General features: G+C 43.6%; 13 protein-coding genes and 1 CRISPR repeat array. Of the genes, 7 read left to right on the top strand and 6 right to left on the bottom strand.

Annotation, left to right across the window (positions count from 1 at the left end):
- Positions 1-542: 542 nt before the first annotated feature.
- A complete protein-coding gene (locus tag ACUTVW_RS00515) occupies positions 543-2,279 on the top strand; it encodes a methyl-accepting chemotaxis protein (RefSeq protein ID WP_445644939.1) in 1,737 nt (578 codons plus the stop codon).
- A gap of 555 nt (positions 2,280-2,834) precedes the next feature.
- On the opposite strand, the gene ACUTVW_RS00510 is transcribed toward ACUTVW_RS00515, so the two are convergent.
- Complete coding sequence (locus ACUTVW_RS00510; protein ID WP_445643988.1) at positions 2,835-3,386, bottom strand: hypothetical protein; 552 nt, start codon at positions 3,384-3,386, stop codon at positions 2,835-2,837.
- Between the two features lie 169 nt (positions 3,387-3,555).
- Here ACUTVW_RS00510 and ACUTVW_RS00505 point away from each other — a divergent pair, with 169 nt between their 5' ends.
- The gene (locus tag ACUTVW_RS00505) at positions 3,556-4,050 is read left to right on the top strand and encodes an ABC transporter substrate-binding protein (RefSeq protein WP_445643987.1); all 495 of its coding nucleotides are present in this window, start codon (positions 3,556-3,558) and stop codon (positions 4,048-4,050) included.
- 72 nt (positions 4,051-4,122) lie between these two features.
- Here ACUTVW_RS00505 and ACUTVW_RS00500 read toward each other — a convergent pair whose 3' ends face one another.
- Positions 4,123-5,703, bottom strand: a complete 1,581-nt coding sequence (locus tag ACUTVW_RS00500; protein ID WP_445643986.1) for a hypothetical protein — start codon at positions 5,701-5,703, stop codon at positions 4,123-4,125.
- Positions 5,704-5,953: 250 nt separating this feature from the next.
- A CRISPR array of direct repeats spans positions 5,954-6,253; the repeat unit is 28 nt; unit sequence ATTTCAATCCACGCACTCCATACGGAGT.
- 414 nt (positions 6,254-6,667) lie between these two features.
- On the opposite strand from ACUTVW_RS00500, the gene ACUTVW_RS00495 reads away from it, so the two are divergent.
- A complete protein-coding gene (locus ACUTVW_RS00495) occupies positions 6,668-7,246 on the top strand; it encodes a TetR/AcrR family transcriptional regulator (protein ID WP_445643985.1) in 579 nt (192 codons plus the stop codon).
- A gap of 78 nt (positions 7,247-7,324) precedes the next feature.
- Complete coding sequence (locus tag ACUTVW_RS00490; RefSeq protein WP_445643984.1) at positions 7,325-9,511, top strand: YhgE/Pip family protein; 2,187 nt, start codon at positions 7,325-7,327, stop codon at positions 9,509-9,511.
- A gap of 236 nt (positions 9,512-9,747) precedes the next feature.
- On the opposite strand, the gene ACUTVW_RS00485 is transcribed toward ACUTVW_RS00490, so the two are convergent.
- The 4 genes from ACUTVW_RS00485 to ACUTVW_RS00470 all read right to left on the bottom strand — a co-directional run bounded on the left by ACUTVW_RS00485 (position 9,748) and on the right by ACUTVW_RS00470 (position 13,325).
- Complete coding sequence (locus tag ACUTVW_RS00485) at positions 9,748-10,122, bottom strand: hypothetical protein (RefSeq protein ID WP_445643983.1); 375 nt, start codon at positions 10,120-10,122, stop codon at positions 9,748-9,750.
- Between the two features lie 770 nt (positions 10,123-10,892).
- Positions 10,893-11,648: an amino acid ABC transporter ATP-binding protein gene (locus ACUTVW_RS00480; RefSeq protein WP_445643982.1), complete on the bottom strand. Its 756-nt coding sequence runs from the start codon at positions 11,646-11,648 to the stop codon at positions 10,893-10,895.
- 33 nt (positions 11,649-11,681) lie between these two features.
- The gene (locus tag ACUTVW_RS00475; protein ID WP_445643981.1) at positions 11,682-12,341 is read right to left on the bottom strand and encodes an amino acid ABC transporter permease; all 660 of its coding nucleotides are present in this window, start codon (positions 12,339-12,341) and stop codon (positions 11,682-11,684) included.
- Between the two features lie 213 nt (positions 12,342-12,554).
- Positions 12,555-13,325, bottom strand: coding sequence for an amino acid ABC transporter substrate-binding protein (locus ACUTVW_RS00470; protein ID WP_445643980.1), 771 nt, complete (start codon positions 13,323-13,325; stop codon positions 12,555-12,557).
- 334 nt (positions 13,326-13,659) lie between these two features.
- Here ACUTVW_RS00470 and ACUTVW_RS00465 point away from each other — a divergent pair, with 334 nt between their 5' ends.
- The 3 genes from ACUTVW_RS00465 (at position 13,660) to ACUTVW_RS00455 (ending at position 15,854) form a co-directional block, all read left to right on the top strand.
- The gene (locus ACUTVW_RS00465; RefSeq protein ID WP_445643979.1) at positions 13,660-14,175 is read left to right on the top strand and encodes a hypothetical protein; all 516 of its coding nucleotides are present in this window, start codon (positions 13,660-13,662) and stop codon (positions 14,173-14,175) included.
- A 70-nt stretch (positions 14,176-14,245) separates the two neighbouring features.
- Positions 14,246-14,923 (top strand): ATP-binding cassette domain-containing protein, encoded by a 678-nt coding sequence (locus ACUTVW_RS00460; protein ID WP_445643978.1) that lies wholly within the window; start codon positions 14,246-14,248, stop codon positions 14,921-14,923.
- Entirely contained in the window at positions 14,895-15,854 is a 960-nt protein-coding gene (locus tag ACUTVW_RS00455; protein WP_445643977.1) for a hypothetical protein, read from the top strand. The genes ACUTVW_RS00460 and ACUTVW_RS00455 overlap by 29 nt, the downstream gene beginning before the upstream one ends.
- Positions 15,855-15,871: the final 17 nt, after the last annotated feature.

Raw genomic sequence — 15,871 nt, 5'->3', positions numbered from 1 at the left:
TGCTATGCACATTTTTTATAACCCTTCTGTGACATTGATCACAAAATTTTTAAATTATTAACTAGTCGTTTACGCATTCTCCGTAATTGTGTCAAAAGATGTATCAGGCTGGGAGAATAGCAATACAGATTACCTGCCATATGTCCTGAAATTGCAGATAACAATACTGTGATTAAACTTGTGATATGCATTGCTCAAATTATATGAAACTTTTTACGTAAAATAACGAAAATAATTCAAAAGTTCCGGTTCATAAGTCCTATTTTACTTGGAAAATCTAACAAATATATGTCGAAACAACGATATAACAGAGGAGTAGAACTTACCTGGAGTTCATATACGTGAAGAACAAAATCCCAATCTCGTTTAGTAACCGTAATTGTCTTAACCGTAGAAACAACGACAACTCTTACAGAAATTGATGATAGTCTTTCCAACTTGAAAGCAATACAACATGCAGCGTATACGACATCCAGGTGAAGTCCTTTTTAATTTTACAGAAGGAGTGAACTACCTTGTTTAAAAAGCTTCGCTGGAGTACCATGCCATTTTTCGCCAAAAATCTGGTGATTTCATTCGGGAGCATCGCTCTCATTGGAATTATTCTGATCACTGCAGCTTATCAGTTGCAAAAAAATATCTTAATCAAGCAACTGCAGGAGCAAGCCGAGATTACAACATTGAAATGGTCCAAGGATCTAGACACAAGTCAGGTCGAACAAGCCACATCCGAGAAGAGTTATTCCGATACATATCAGAGTAAACTGCGGGATTATCTGGATTCCATCCACACCTTTAATCCTAACATCGCGCAAGCTTACATTTTCGGTTCACAGCTGGATCAGGAGAAGAGCGCTCCGATCTATGCGATTCCAACCAGTCTGGTCGAGCCATTTGAGAAAGATAAGTATCTACCTGGTACGAACTACCCGCTATCTCCCCAGATTGAGCACGGTCTTGATGAGATGAATGCAAGTAGCGGCCCAGCATTTAGTGATTTTTATACGGATGCTTTCGGTACCTGGACGACACTGATATATCCGATCAAAAAGGCAGATGGTTCCATCTACGCAGCTCTGTACTTTGATGTTGACGCAAGTGCCGTTCCCAAAGGGTTGAATAAATTGCTTATGTATGGCCTGATGTTTCTGGTCGGATTCCTGATTCTGTTCATGGTACTGCAATTTATTTTGTTGAAGAGAACCATGCGCCCGATTCGCGACCTCATGAAAGGGATTGAGGAAGTAAGCACTGGCGACCTGAACGTCACAATTCGCACAGGACGCGATGATCTTGGGGTCATTAACGAGAAGTTTAATACAATGATTGAGCGTTTCAATACCACTCTTTACAAAGTAAAAAATACGTCTCGTCACCTATCGAATTCGTCCCGAGAACTGCTGGATATTTCAGCGAAAAACAACGATAATATTCAATCCATCAGCACCAACATTCGTGAGATCTCTACAGGTCTGGTGTCTCAGGACAAAGCAACCGTGGAAAGTGCACGCGCCATGACCGAGATGTCTACCGTGGTGCAGAACATTGCCGGAAGCTCGGCCGAGGTAGCCGACGAAGCACTCAGCATGGAGCAGCGTTCGAACAACGGACATGAAATTATGCAGCAAGTTATTGACCAGATGGGTCTGATCTCAAGCGCCGTGCAGAACACCTACGCTTCCATTCAATCCTTGGAGAACCGTTCCAATGAGATTAGCAGTATTGTGGGCATCATTACGGATATCGCTGGTCAAACGAACCTACTCGCCCTGAATGCTTCCATCGAAGCGGCACGTGTTGGAGAGGAAGGTCGAGGGTTCGCAGTCGTGGCTGGAGAAGTACGTAAACTGGCCGAGCAGTCCCAAGAGTCCGCAACGCAGATTCGCGCGCTGATCGATGAGATTCAGCGAGATATTGGACAATCGGCAGACGCGATGGAACGGGGTTCAGAAGAAGTGCAAAAAGGCCTCAACGTTACACGGGAAACAGGTACGTTCTTCGAAGATATCTTGACAGCTACAAACAAAGTAGCGAACCAAATTCAGGACATCTCCAGTTCCACCGAGGAAATCTCGGCGAGCACGCAAGAAATGTCCGCAACCGCAGACGAGCTGTCCGCAAGTGTCAGCAAAGCCGCCAGCAGCACCAAACACATTGAGCACTCGATCGCAGAACAGGAAACCTCCATGGCTGCCATCGTCAGCGCATCAGATGAATTAGCCGAAGTATCGGAGCAGCTACAAGAACTCATCTCCTTCTTTAAGGTGAAAGAGGCTTAGGCTGAGCAGTTTGAGATGGCGGGCATAGCCCGGATGTGAGAAGTGCGGAAGTACAGAAGTATGCTGTAAGTATAGAATGAGCGGAACCTACAGATTGTTCGGGATTTGTGAAGTGCGTGAATTGCATAGGAACCAGTAGTTGGAATTCTGCGGAATTGCAGGAAAATCAGAAGTACTGATTATAGGCGCTATGCGCCATAGCAGTAAAACCAACCCAGGCTTGAGTGTTTGTACACTCAAGCCTGTTTTTTTAGTGTGTGCTAAGTGTGCGGAGAAAAGTAGGTAGTATGAGGAACAGTGGGATGGTGAAATGGTGGGGTCGTGGAATGGTGGGATGTGATTACATTCTAACGATCTCAGGAAGCGCTACTTGCCTACTTTTCTGCTTCATAAAATTCTAACGATCCTCAGAAACCTTATTTACTCCAAAGCCCCCACTTTTCATCGTTTTGTGCTGAGTTTCTTCCAAATAAGGTCTGTGGAGATCGTTAGGATTAGAAAAGGTCATAAAACGACCAAATAAGCTCTCCTGTGATCGTTAGCGCTTGTCCGAGACTATTCCATCGCATCAGCTATACCGCGCAAGGTGCTCCTAACATCCTCCACACTCCGATAAGCTCCAGCAATCTTCACCAGCTTCCAATTATTTTGCTGCTTCAAATAATGCAACGTCACCGCACTAGGCAGTAAGCACACTCGCTCATCTCCCATTTCAAACCACTCCAGCTTCATCCCCGCTTTTGCCGCAAATTGTTGAACACGTTCCACTGTCTCCAGTGTATCTAACTTAGAAGTACCTGAATCTGAATGCAAATCTATTTCTGGCGTTACTCCTACGCTGTTTTCTACTTCGTCCCAAACATCCACACTATCGAACAAGTAACTTCCGTCCATCTGGAATGTCATATTCACCGTGTACCCGTCATAATCAAAGCTGATTACTTCCAATTTTTCCGCTTCCACACTCCACACCTCATCCGCCTGTGCTCTGACCTTCTCCAGTGTGATCTGAACATTTATGGGTAAACAAGGCGTTATCTTCCCTCTTTGCACATACTGCTCCAAAGAAATCGTACCGATGCGTTGCTTCATGTGCTCGTTATTCATCGTCTATTCGTCAGCACCTTTCGAAGTATGTAATGGACTTAGCAAGAGTTAGATTCTCAGCGTAATAAACCTGTAGTTTTTTATACTATCGATATTGGTCTTCGTTACTAAGTTAAATTCTATCCACGTACTCCGTACGGAGTGGGACCAAAGTGAGCTACCCGGATCAATGGAGCTGGCAGAGAATATAATGCATTATCAGAAAGTTGGTTCCACCCCGACAATTTACCGGAAGAAGCCGAAGAAAATTGTCTCACTTACATTTAATTATACCGCTTCGTTGATTGCACTAGGTCAGATCCCCCATATAGGTGCTGTTGCTAGCTGGATGAAGGATCGTTTTCAAGAACAAGGAATGGATCAATTTGAACAGCGGGGCGAGCACGAATTTATTCCCAATCTGGATCTCATTGCAGACGCCCATCCAGATCTCATTGTCGGTCATGCACCACACGCCAACCTAGATAAGCTGCGGCAGATTGCACCTACAATCCTGCTACCTTTCGAAGAACTTGACTGGCAAGAACAATTGCTGAGACTTGGGCAAATAACCGGGCTCGAAACTAACGCCAGACAAGGGCTAACCCATTACGGTCATACATATTTGCCCACCTCTATCTTTATCTATCTTTACTCATCATCAGCTTGCTCTACTCTTCTATAGAAATGAACAAACAAAGACGCTCGGTCAGGTGCAATATCCTGTCTGGGCGCCTTGTTTTATGGTGTAGCTCTTTTATTTCAGGTATCCTTTGGATTTCCAATATCGCTTCGCAAAGGATTCAACAGCATAGGGTAGTTCCCCATCCAACAAATCCTGATTCGCTTGCATCAGCTCTTTGCGTCCACGTTCCAGCAATTGAACGGCATGTAGTAATTGGGGACCACCTACATAATGAAGTTCAAGCAACAACGGCTCTTCCTCATCCTCTTCCTCCTGAGCCGAGTATTCAATTAACACAATCTCCGTGCCGTCCGCATGCTGGTGTAACGTATAGAAGTATTTCTCAACCTTTGTCTCCCCTTGTGTATCCGTATACTCTCTACCAATACGCAGCATAGCTGGCTGGGGAACATCATTATACATTTGACCTGCTTGTCGAAATGCAAAGTAGAAGTCTTCAATCCACAACCCATGCCGGTCATCATCATAATAATCGTCATACGGCTCCGCGATAGGCAACGCTAATAAATCACGAATACGTTGCGGCGAAATCAAGGTGCGGACATACTGGTAATTCGATACGGACTGCAGCAAGGTATCCCATCCACGGTTGCTTAACTGCTGAATATCCGAAGGGGAGTCTTCCGTAAATACGCTCCATTCGGAGTTCTCACTGTTCACATAACGATACGCGCCTGAGATCATCCAGACAGGAGTGCGCGCTTGCTCGGCAAGTTCATTAGGAGAGCCTGAAGCTTGGTCTGCTGGCTCTATTTTGAGCAACAATGCACAGCCGTGGTCGTCTTGAAAATACAGACTCCGGAAATAGCCTTCGGTATACTCATCCCCGTAGACAGAACCTCGGCAAAACTGTCCATCCACCCAAAACTCATAGCTGTTCAGCAACTCACCCTCCGCTCTTACAGGTAATAATGAAGGGTGGGTAAGACGCTCAATGTTCTCAGCGGTGAACTGACGATCTTCGAAGCAATCCGGTACATCTGGCGCTAGTTCTGCGGCATAAATATACTCTCGTTTAATGATAGGCTGTCCCTGCTGTAGCCTCTTTATCATCTCTTCTCGCCATGGAAACGGCTCTTCTGTATCTTCGTCAATTACACACTCGGGAACAAATAACTCCAGCATGTCAAAGCCTTGCCATGGTCCGAGATCCTCCCACTCTTCAAGCTGACGCTTCACTTTCCGCTGTCCTTGGATCTGAATTCCATATTGCTCTGTACTTACTAGCAGCCCACCTTCTACGTTACCTCTCACCGTCAATTCTCCATGGTTGTAATCTCCCCAGAACATATCCTCCACATAAAGATTACCTGTAATATATATTTCCTGCCCTCCCACGAGCATATAAAGCGTTGTAAGATCACCAAGCACAACCAGGTTAGAAGAGGCCGCGTCGGATCCTGTGTTTCCAATATAACGATCAACGATCAGATTTCCCTCCACCATAATTAAAAAAGGCCCCTCATCCAGCAACAGCTCATTGATATGAAGATCACCTGAATGTAGCCGTACTTCCTCGGCATCAAACTCACCATCATGTGCTTCATTCTGTGTATACATCCAGCTCTCGTGAGGCAACCTCGTTTTGATATCGGCAAAAGTAACCTTTTGACCTATGTGATGTATGGACATGTCCTGACACTCCTCATCGGTTGATATATGGATAACATCTTCAAAACTTCTAATCTTCAAAGCTGCGAATCGATTGGCAGCATGACTACCCAATTTAATTATACTAGAGGAAATTGAGTTGGGCTTTCTGCTGATTGCATTAGCAGCGATAAGCAGCGCAAAGTTAATCAAACAAGTTCACATTTCAATCCACAAGACTCCATACAGAGTGCGACAACCTGTTTGTCTCCAGCAACTCCGCTCAGGACTGATTTCAATCCACACACTCCATACGGAGTGCGACATTGACATCTTTGATGCTGCTGTATTTGCTGCTATATTTCAATCCACGCACTCCATACGGAGTGCGACACGGTTATGTCTTCCAGATCGTAACAATATTCAAAATTTCAATCCACGCACTCCATACGGAGTTCGACGTGCCTGCTGCATTTGATGGATGCGTGTTTCTAAAATTTCAATCCACGCACTCCATACGGAGTGCGACGATACTACAATCACAAAATTCCCTGTTAGATTAGCATTTCAATCCACGCACTCCATACGGAGTGCGACCGCGAAAAAATACGTATAGTACGTTCCTACACGTTACAAAATTACGTTTTTCACTACTATTCTATTTGTTACCGCCAATGAATTCAATCTTTTTCCAGTATATCGTTGCCAAAAGGCATCAAAACGCCCTGTTTCACTACTTTCAAGGTGCGAATCTCCCGGGGTTTTCATGTGAGCTTCACATTCGCACCCGCATAAATCCCTTTCTGTCTCTGCCTATTCTTCCATCCCTTCTCCTCCTGCCTTCACGACTCCCCCCATCAACTATGACAAAGATCACATCCAACCTCATGCACAAGTGCTACATTAATTTACGACCAACTGACCAAAACGGTAAACTGGTCAATTGTAATTATGTTTTACCCGCTTCACCTATTACGCATGTCAGACCCCAAGGAGGTGTATAGCTGTGAAAACGATAGATCGAAGGCAACAAGTGATGGACTCTGCCGAGAAATCCTTTGCCCTGTTTGGCTACAAAGCCACAACGATGGAGCAAGTGGCGAGACTGGCCAATGTGGGCAAAGGCACGATCTATACCTTTTTCGAGAACAAAGAAGAATTGTTTGATGAGATCCTGCGCTCCATTATTGCAGATATGAAACAGATCACGGAGCAGACGGTGAAGGATGAGAACTCTTTTCTGGATAACGTGCATCAGAGTATGGACTCTTTGCTCGAATATCGGGAGGAGCATGAGTTGCTGATCAAGCTTTTTCAGGAGGTAAACGAATTTGGAACACCTCAAGCAAAGGAAGGTTTGCAAAAGGTAGAGAAAGCCATCCTCGAATACCTCGAGCGTCAGGTTAGCCGAGCCATGGAATTACAGCAGATTCGGACAGACGATCCCAAGCTGGTTTCGTTTGTATTAATGAAGCTGTACGTCAGTCTAACATCCGATTGGAACAAAACGCATCCTACTCTTCACAAAGATCAGATCAAGGCTTTTGTCGGCCTCTTTCTCCAGAACGGGTTATCTCCCACCTAGAGAAATGCCCGCAGACGCACACATACCATACTAAAAAGATAGAATCCATGGATTAGCGTAAGATAGGGAGAGAACATCATGAAATCATTTCGTGTATTTGGGCAGGATCTGAAATCCGCCTTCAAAAAACCAAAAGTATGGATTCCAATTCTCGTTGTGTTGTTCATTCCCGTGCTATATAGCGGACTGTTCCTGAACGCCTTCTGGGACCCATATGGCAAAATGAATGAATTACCTGTAGCCGTGGTCAACACGGATCGGGGTGCAGTTTATAATGACAAATCGCTTGAAGTCGGTCAGAATCTGGTCGATGAGCTGAAAAAAAGCAATGATTTTAACTGGCAATTCGTCACTCGCGAACAGGCAGAACAAGGTATGAAAGACAACAAATATTATATGACGATCGTCGTTCCAGAGGACTTTTCTGCCAAAGCAACCACACTGATGGATGCACATCCCGCTCCGGCAGAGCTGATCTACGAGCCCAACGAAGGCTACAACTTCCTTGCAGGTCAGATCGGCGGCACGGCGGTCAAACAGATTCGCTCCAAAGTCTCTGCCAAAGTCACAGAATCATATACCGAAACCCTGCTGGATAAGGTCGAGAAAATCTCGGACGGTTTGGCGGATGCCGGAGATGGCGCAGGTAAAATTCATGATGGAGCAAGCAAACTGGACGAAGGGGCGGCTACGTTAAAAGAAAACCTCGCGAAACTGGCTGACGGTGCAGGCAAGCTGCAAACCGGCGCCGTTTCGTTAAAAGAAGGAACCGCTAGCCTTGCCAAAGGCACAGGTGAACTTCACAGTGGCGCGAGCACACTATCTAGTGGACTCGCTCAATTGGCTGCCGCCGGCACCAAGCTGGGTGACGGCGCAACCCAGGCTGCAGCTGGCAGCAAACAACTGCATGCCGGCATCCAAGCTGCGCAAGAAGGCGCGTCCAAACTGGACGCCGGACTCGCAGCTACCGAACAAGGCAGTGCCAAGCTTACCGCCGGACTGCAAACTTCCGTGGAAGGCAGCGGCAAAGTCAGCGAAGGCGCCAAAGCGGTCGCCCAAGGTCTGGCTCAATTAGCCAAGTCCAGTCCTGAACTGGCAGCCAGCCCTGCTGTTCAACAGCTGCTTGCAGCAAGTCAGGCTGTAGCCGCTGGCAGTGAACAGGTGTATCAAGGCGGACAGCAACTTGTTGCCGGAAGCCAGCAACTGCAAGCTGCACAGCAACAATTGCATCAAGGCAGCAGCCAGTTAGTTCAAGGTGAACAACAACTGGTACAAGGCGCAGCACAGTTGTCTGATGGACAAGAAAAACTTACTGCCGGGCTCAACCAATTCAACGCCAAGTTAAATGAAGCCGCCTCTGGCGGTGCCAAACTGGCAGCAGGTTCAGAGCAACTGAAGGCTGGAGCAGGAAAATTGTTGTCCGGCGTAAGCCAGCTGGAAGGTGGGGTTTCTACCCTTACGGACGGTTCTCATAAACTGGCTGAAGGTGCAGGTAAGCTACAAGAAGGCACGTTCAAGTTAACCGGCGGTTCCGGTGAACTTGCCACCAAATTGAATGACGCAGCGCAGCAAACGAGCAGTGTCAAAAAGACGGATGAATTGGTTACGATGTATGCCGAACCTGTTCATGTCGATGAACACAAATTAAACGAAGTGCCTAATTACGGCACAGGTTTCTCGCCTTACTTCCTCTCACTCGGGTTATTTGTCGGTGCGTTGATTGCAACGCTGGTTGTGCCAACACGTGGCAGCAGTGTGAGTGAGGCAAGTGGTTGGAATCGGTTTGTCAGCAAAACCCTTGCGTTCACGATTATGAGTGGCATTCAATCGTTGCTCGCTTCCGGACTGGTTCTATACGGCCTTGGCCTGAAGGTACAGAGTGTGCCGTTATTCCTTTTGTTCAGTTTTGCGACGAGTCTGAGCTTTATGTACATCATTCAGGCACTGGTAACTTGGCTCGAGAATCCGGGACGCTTCATTGCCATCCTGCTGTTGATCTTCCAACTCACTACCAGCGCAGGAACGTTCCCACTGGAACTTATTCCGAACTGGCTGAAAGTGTTCAACCCATGGTTGCCAATGACGTACTCCGTAACGGGATACAAAGCGGTGATCTCAAGCGGACAATTTGGCGTCGCCTGGGATCAGATCGGCATTCTGTGCATCTTCGCTGTTCTCGGCCTGGTTGGCACGTTAACGTATTTCCTGAGACGTGGAACGGCCCAAAACGAAAGTCTTAGCAGTGAAGCTGTGTTTCAGGCTTAGGGCAGGCGAGAGATTAGCTTTGTTATAAAACTTAGATAACATGTTGGATTTCATATAAATATCAACATTGTATCCAACAAACTGTTATAGAAATGTAAAAGGCATATCCTTTATGTCAGACTTGCTGTGATGAAGCAAGTCGGGACAATGGATATGCCTTTTTGAATTTTGCTTTTTTAAAAAAATAAAATAACCTTTGCCAGCTTTAAGTTATATGTAAAAAGATTCTATACTTATCATCTGGCTCTCACAACATATTCTTCAACAAACTCTAGGAACTCTGCTTGCATGGAACCGAGCGTAAGCATTTTTTGGATGATACTAAATCGATAATGTATACCATGAGACTGGAATGACCAGATTGATGCAAACGAAACTCCGGATTTGAGTCGCTGTTGCTCCAGATCTGAAAGTGGTATTTGAACCATTTGAACAACTTTGGAAGAAAATACGTTGAGGAACAAAATTTTAAGCGTATCATGATTGATCAGCAATATAGCTCGACTTGTCGTTGAGGAAATCGCTTGTGATGTGACATAACAGGCCAGCATATTTGCTTCTTTGTAAGGTTCGATTAGTCGATTTATTAATTTTCTAGTGATAAGTAGCATATTGATCGTACTCCTAATATATAAAATACACCCTCAGTCAAAACTATAACACTAAAGACTGCATGAACCAACTAGCTCACAGTTTTATCAAAAATGGTGGTGCGTGTCTCTCGGGAAAATCATATGAAATCGAGGTTTCTCCCACCGATCTCTCTATGAGGAAAGATTAGTTCTATAATGCACACTAGTGTGGTCGATCTCCGGTTTGCCAGATTCTAACGATCACCAGTGACGCTATTTCACCCTTTTTAGTCATTTCAAAAATCTAACGATCACCGGAAACCTTATTTACTTGGAATTCACCAATTTACGCTACATTTTGAGGGTTTTAGCCTAAATAGCGCTTGTGGTGATCGTTAGATTTTCAAAGCTCGCTGAAATGATAAAATAAGCTTCTGTGTGATCGTTAGCGTGTTAGGTGCAGGTGGAACACGGAAAATCCCTGAAACTTCAATCCACACACTCCATACGGAATGCGACCAAAAAAACACAAGTAGGAGTTGATTGAATTGGCAATTTCAATCCTCGCACTCCGTACGGAGTGCGACAGCGAAAAAACACGTGATAAAAGCATAGTTCGTATACTTTATTACGTGTTCTCGTTTAATTCATCTATTAATTAGCTTCATCTTAATATAGAACCGATAATATATCCAAGATACTTTGCCAAAAGGGTTCAACTTAGCCTCTTCACAGGTGCGAATCCCCCAGGGATTTCATGGGAGCTTGGCATTCGCACCTGTCTACCTGTTTTCAATCCCCCTCCACCATTAGCCTTCCAGATCGACCCGTTGCAGAAACGTCTGGGTACGTGCAAGCTTTGGTGCGCCAAAGATTTGTTCAGGCGGGCCTTGTTCGGCAATCTCGCCATTGTCCATAAAGAAGACACGATCCGCAACATCCCGGGCAAAACTCATCTCATGCGTGACAATCATCATCGTCATGTTTTCCTGTGCCAATTGCTTGATAACGCGAAGCACTTCTCCCGTCAGCTCCGGGTCGAGAGCCGAAGTCGGCTCGTCAAAGAGCAGGATATCCGGCTGCATCATCAAAGCGCGGGCAATCGCTACGCGTTGCTTCTGTCCACCGGACAGGTTGGCCGGAAAGGCATCGGCCTTGTCCGATAGTCCCACTTTGGCAAGTAACTCCATGCTCCTGCTGCGGATCGCCTTGGCGCTCTCTTTTTTCAACGTCTTCGGTGCGAGCTCCAGGTTAGCCTGTACAGTCAGATGCGGGAACAAGTTAAAATGCTGAAACACCATGCCCATACGATCCGTAATCTTCCGAATCTCGGCAGCACCTACGTACCGACCATCATCCGCCAGCGACTGATCCTGAATGCGAATCGTTCCGCCCGTAACATCCTCCAAGTGGATCAGGCTGCGCAGCATTGTGCTTTTCCCCGAACCCGAAGGCCCGATGACCGCAATGACTTCGCCTGGCGCCACGTTAAAAGACACCTGTTTCAACACATCCAGTGTGCCAAATGATTTTTTCAACTGATTTACTTCTATACTATAGGTCATATGCAGACAGTCCTTTGATTGAACAGATTTGATTTATTCATACGAAAAGCGCTTCTCCAGAGCCTTGAATAACAAGGTAAGCACCAGAGTCATAAGCAAATACATAATCGCCGCTACGAAAAATGGAATGAGTTGCAAATCCCGATTCACGGCAGCTTGCGCATAGTAGAGCAACTCAGGAACAGCCACGGCATAGAGCAATGCCGTATCTTTAATTAAAGTAATCGCCTCATTCGCTGTGGCCGGCAGTACCACCCGAACCATCTGTGGAATGATGACTTTCGTCATCGCCTGCCACTTCGTCAGGCCTAGCACTTTGGCCGCTTCATGCTGACCTTTATCAATGGATAATAATCCGCCCCGGAAGATTTCTGCGAAATATGCTGCGTAGTTCAACACAAAAGCTATTCCCGCAGCTACGATTCGTTCAAACACCAGGTACTCTCCAATGACCGGTAGCAACGGCAATCCAAAGCAGAAAAACAAAATTTGTAAAAGCAATGGTGTCCCACGCATCACATAAACGTACATGTGGGCAATCCATGCCAAAGGTTTAAATCTGCTCCTCATCGCAAGTGTGACAATAAACCCAAGCGGTACGGACAAAATGATTGCAACCAGAAACATGATGACCGTTGTCTGTGCACCCTCAAGCATCGGTTTTAAAATGGTCAATAGATAGTCCCAACTCATATTAAGTCTCCTCTAATCTGTTAACCCCGCATTCCTCGGAAGCATATCGCTCCAGCGTGGAATACGGGGTCACTGTTTTCGCGAGTGTTATCTCTACATACGAGAAAGCTCACATCGTTATATATCAGGTGAATTCCACCTGTATCATTCCAAATTCACAAATTCATTTCAAAATGATCAAAGATCATTTTTCCATAACTCGTCTTTTACTTCTTACTTCAGAACCTTGTCTTCACCCAGCCACTGCGTTGAAATCTTCGCTGCTGTGCCATCTGCATTCAGTTCATCCAGTGCTTTTTGCAGCTGGTTCAGGAGCTCTTCATTGCCTTTTTTGATCCCGATGCCATATTGCTCTGGCGCCAGTGATTCATCCAGCAGTTTGAAGGTTCCTTCTTCCTTCGACATATAATATCTTGCAACCACTTCATCAATGATGACTGCATCCAGACGTTTTGTTTTCAGATCTGTCAGAGCAAGTACATTATCTTTGAATTCGGATGCTTTCACTTTATCCTTCAGAGGACTTGCCGCCAGCGCATCTGCCGCTGAGGACAGTGCCTGTAATCCAACACTTTTCCCGTCAAGCTCGTCCAGCTTGGTAATCGGGGAGTCTGCAAGTGTAATCGCAACCTGACTGTTTTCCAGATAAGGCTTGGTGAAAAGCACTTTCTCTTTGCGCTCGTCCGTAATGGTATATCCGTTCCAGATCATATCGATTCGGCCGCTGTTCAGCTCTGACTCTTTGGAAGACCAGTCGATTGGCTGGAAAGTCACCTTTTTACCCATTTTCTCCGCTGCTGCACGGGCATAATCAATATCAAACCCGACAATCTCATTCTTCTCATCCCGGAATCCCATTGGAGCAAACTTATCATCGATCCCTACAATGATCGTATTCTCGTCTTTACTTGCCGAGCTGGTACACCCAGCCATAATGATCATGCATATGCTAATGAATAATAGTAGAATTGCTTTCTTTCTCATCTCTAGAACCCCTCCATGTCTATGTCCAAGCCCAAACGCTTTAGTTCGTTACCACGTTATCAGAGACTTATAATAACATAGCATGAGAGAAGAGTCGAGTATCTTGCCCATATTCCGGTGAATTTATCCCTCAGAGTTGTCAACAATTTGTGAAAATGAAGCCGGCGCCTGATTAAGTTTTACCTTCTATCAAATTAATATGCACAACGAATGAACGTATAATAATAGTATTTCCAAGAAAATTATTATAATTTTTTCCAAAAAAGGTATGCAAGAGTGTTTTCATATGGTAAATTATAGATGAAATATAGAAAAATTAGTTGGAGGTTGCTGAATGAAATTATCACGTATTACCACAAAAGTTGCGTCCGGTGCCCTTGCTTTAAGTTTATTGCTTTCTGTTTCTCCAGTGCTCGCTTCAGATGCTCCAAGCCTTACTGCTAATCAACTTGAAGTAATTGAAGCCGCAAACAATGGTGTACTAAGCGAGGTACAAACTGTTAATAACGATGGTGTTTACTCACTCGCAGCAACCAACAGAGCTTACACAGTAAAGTTTACTAGAGGAAGCTTCTTAGCTTGGTCTGACGCAGTAGTAGATTGGACTTCTAATGGTAATCAAATTAATTCAAGTAGTGGTACTCAAGATGCAGGATATGTGTTCCCTAACATAGTAAGAAAAGGAGGAATAACTAAACAGAGTTCTTCTGCTGCTTCTTACCATATCTATCTCTCTAAAACTACCATTGGTGCCGGTGTTGTATCTCCTTGGGGAGATGTAACCGTCTACGAATCAGATTATTCTGACTACATCAAGGTTAATAAGGACGGAACAGCTACTAACTACTAAAATACTTATAACAACTGAAAACAACGACCACAAAAATGGTCGTTGTTTTCAGTTACTAGAGGTGAAAATCATGATAACTATTTCTAACTTGTCAAAAGAATACAAAAAAAGGGTTATTTTCAATAATTTAAACTTAGAAATTCCAGAAAATAAAATCACATTTATCTCTGGGCCTAATGGTTCTGGAAAAAGCACTCTACTAAAATGTCTTTTGAATCTCGAAGATTACACTGGGGAAATTAGATATGATAATTGTCATTTTGAAGAGGTACGACAAGATGTAATGGTTGTATATGATAATAGCCCACTCTATCACAATTTAACCGGGTCTCAGAATTTAGAATTGTTAACCAACCATTCTTTTAAGAATATAAATGAGAATAATCATGATATACTTATGCCTCATTTTCTTAAACCAGAAATTTTAAAAAGCAAAGTAAAAAACTATTCTCTAGGGCAAAAAAAAAAATTAAGCCTAATGAGAGTCCTGCTAACTAAACCGAAATACTTATTTCTTGATGAAGCTTCAAATGGATTAGATCACGAAGCTCTCTTAGATCTTAAATCTCTTTTGAGAAAGTTGTCAGTAGCTACCACCATTATAGTAATAGGGCACCATTTTGAATATTATACTTCTATAATTGACAATCTTATTTTGATGAATGATCAATCCGCGATCCAAATTAAGGATTTCGAACTTCAAGAGGGGGAAGGATTGAATGACATCTACGAACGTTATATTAAATAGAACAAAAAAGGAATTAAAATATCAATGGTATTCTCGAATTATATGGATCACTATGATTATTTCAGTTTTCATCTCTTTATTGAATATATATGGTTTAAAATCGAAGGCTGAGAGTTCTTACGATCTATACGTTAGAACCTATAATTTGTATAAAGAAGAAGGCATGAATGTTGATAAAATGCTTGATATGCCTATAAATATCAGCGGCACTGGCACTGAACAAGAAGTTGTAGATAACCCTGTTCGCCTACGTTTGGAAGAAGCAGTGACTTCGATAAATCATCTTACTATAAATTCAATTGTTACAAATACATTAGAATGGATGACTTTTGTTTTCTTTCCATTAATTTTCGCTATTTATTCTATATTTATAGCTTCTTATGACTATAAATATAAAACAGTGAGTATTAAAGCCACACTAACAGCTCCATCACAATTAATCACCTCAAAAATACTTTCTATTTTCTTAGGAGTCTTGGTTATTTTTATTATTACTTTAATTTCTTCATTAATTACAGGATTTTTTTTCTATAACCAGATAATTTCTGGAATCGAAGAGCAAACTTTAACAAGATTTGATAATGCTATTCTTCCAAATAACCTTACCCTTCAAATTTTATTTAGCTTACTAGTCAGTCTTATATTTGCATCAATTGGTTTTTTCATGGGGATATTATTTAAGTCAGCTCTTCTTCCCGTTATTTTATTTTTTGTATACGATTTTATAATTCCTGTACTTGGGAAATACGATTTACGTAACTTAATCTCTGCAATAGCTCATGATATCTTCGAATTTAAGGGAAGGTTTCAATTGTTCAAACCTACACCTGTTTCAGAAGTGACTTCTTTTATAATTCTAATTATTGTTTTTGCCCTATCTATTTTTTTATCTTATGCTAGCTTTAATAAGCAAAGTAAGTACTACACGTAAATTCAATTAAACCGCTA

The organism is Paenibacillus sp. TSA_86.1, assembly GCF_052691815.1.
This window is presented reverse-complemented; position numbering and strand designations above follow the sequence as displayed.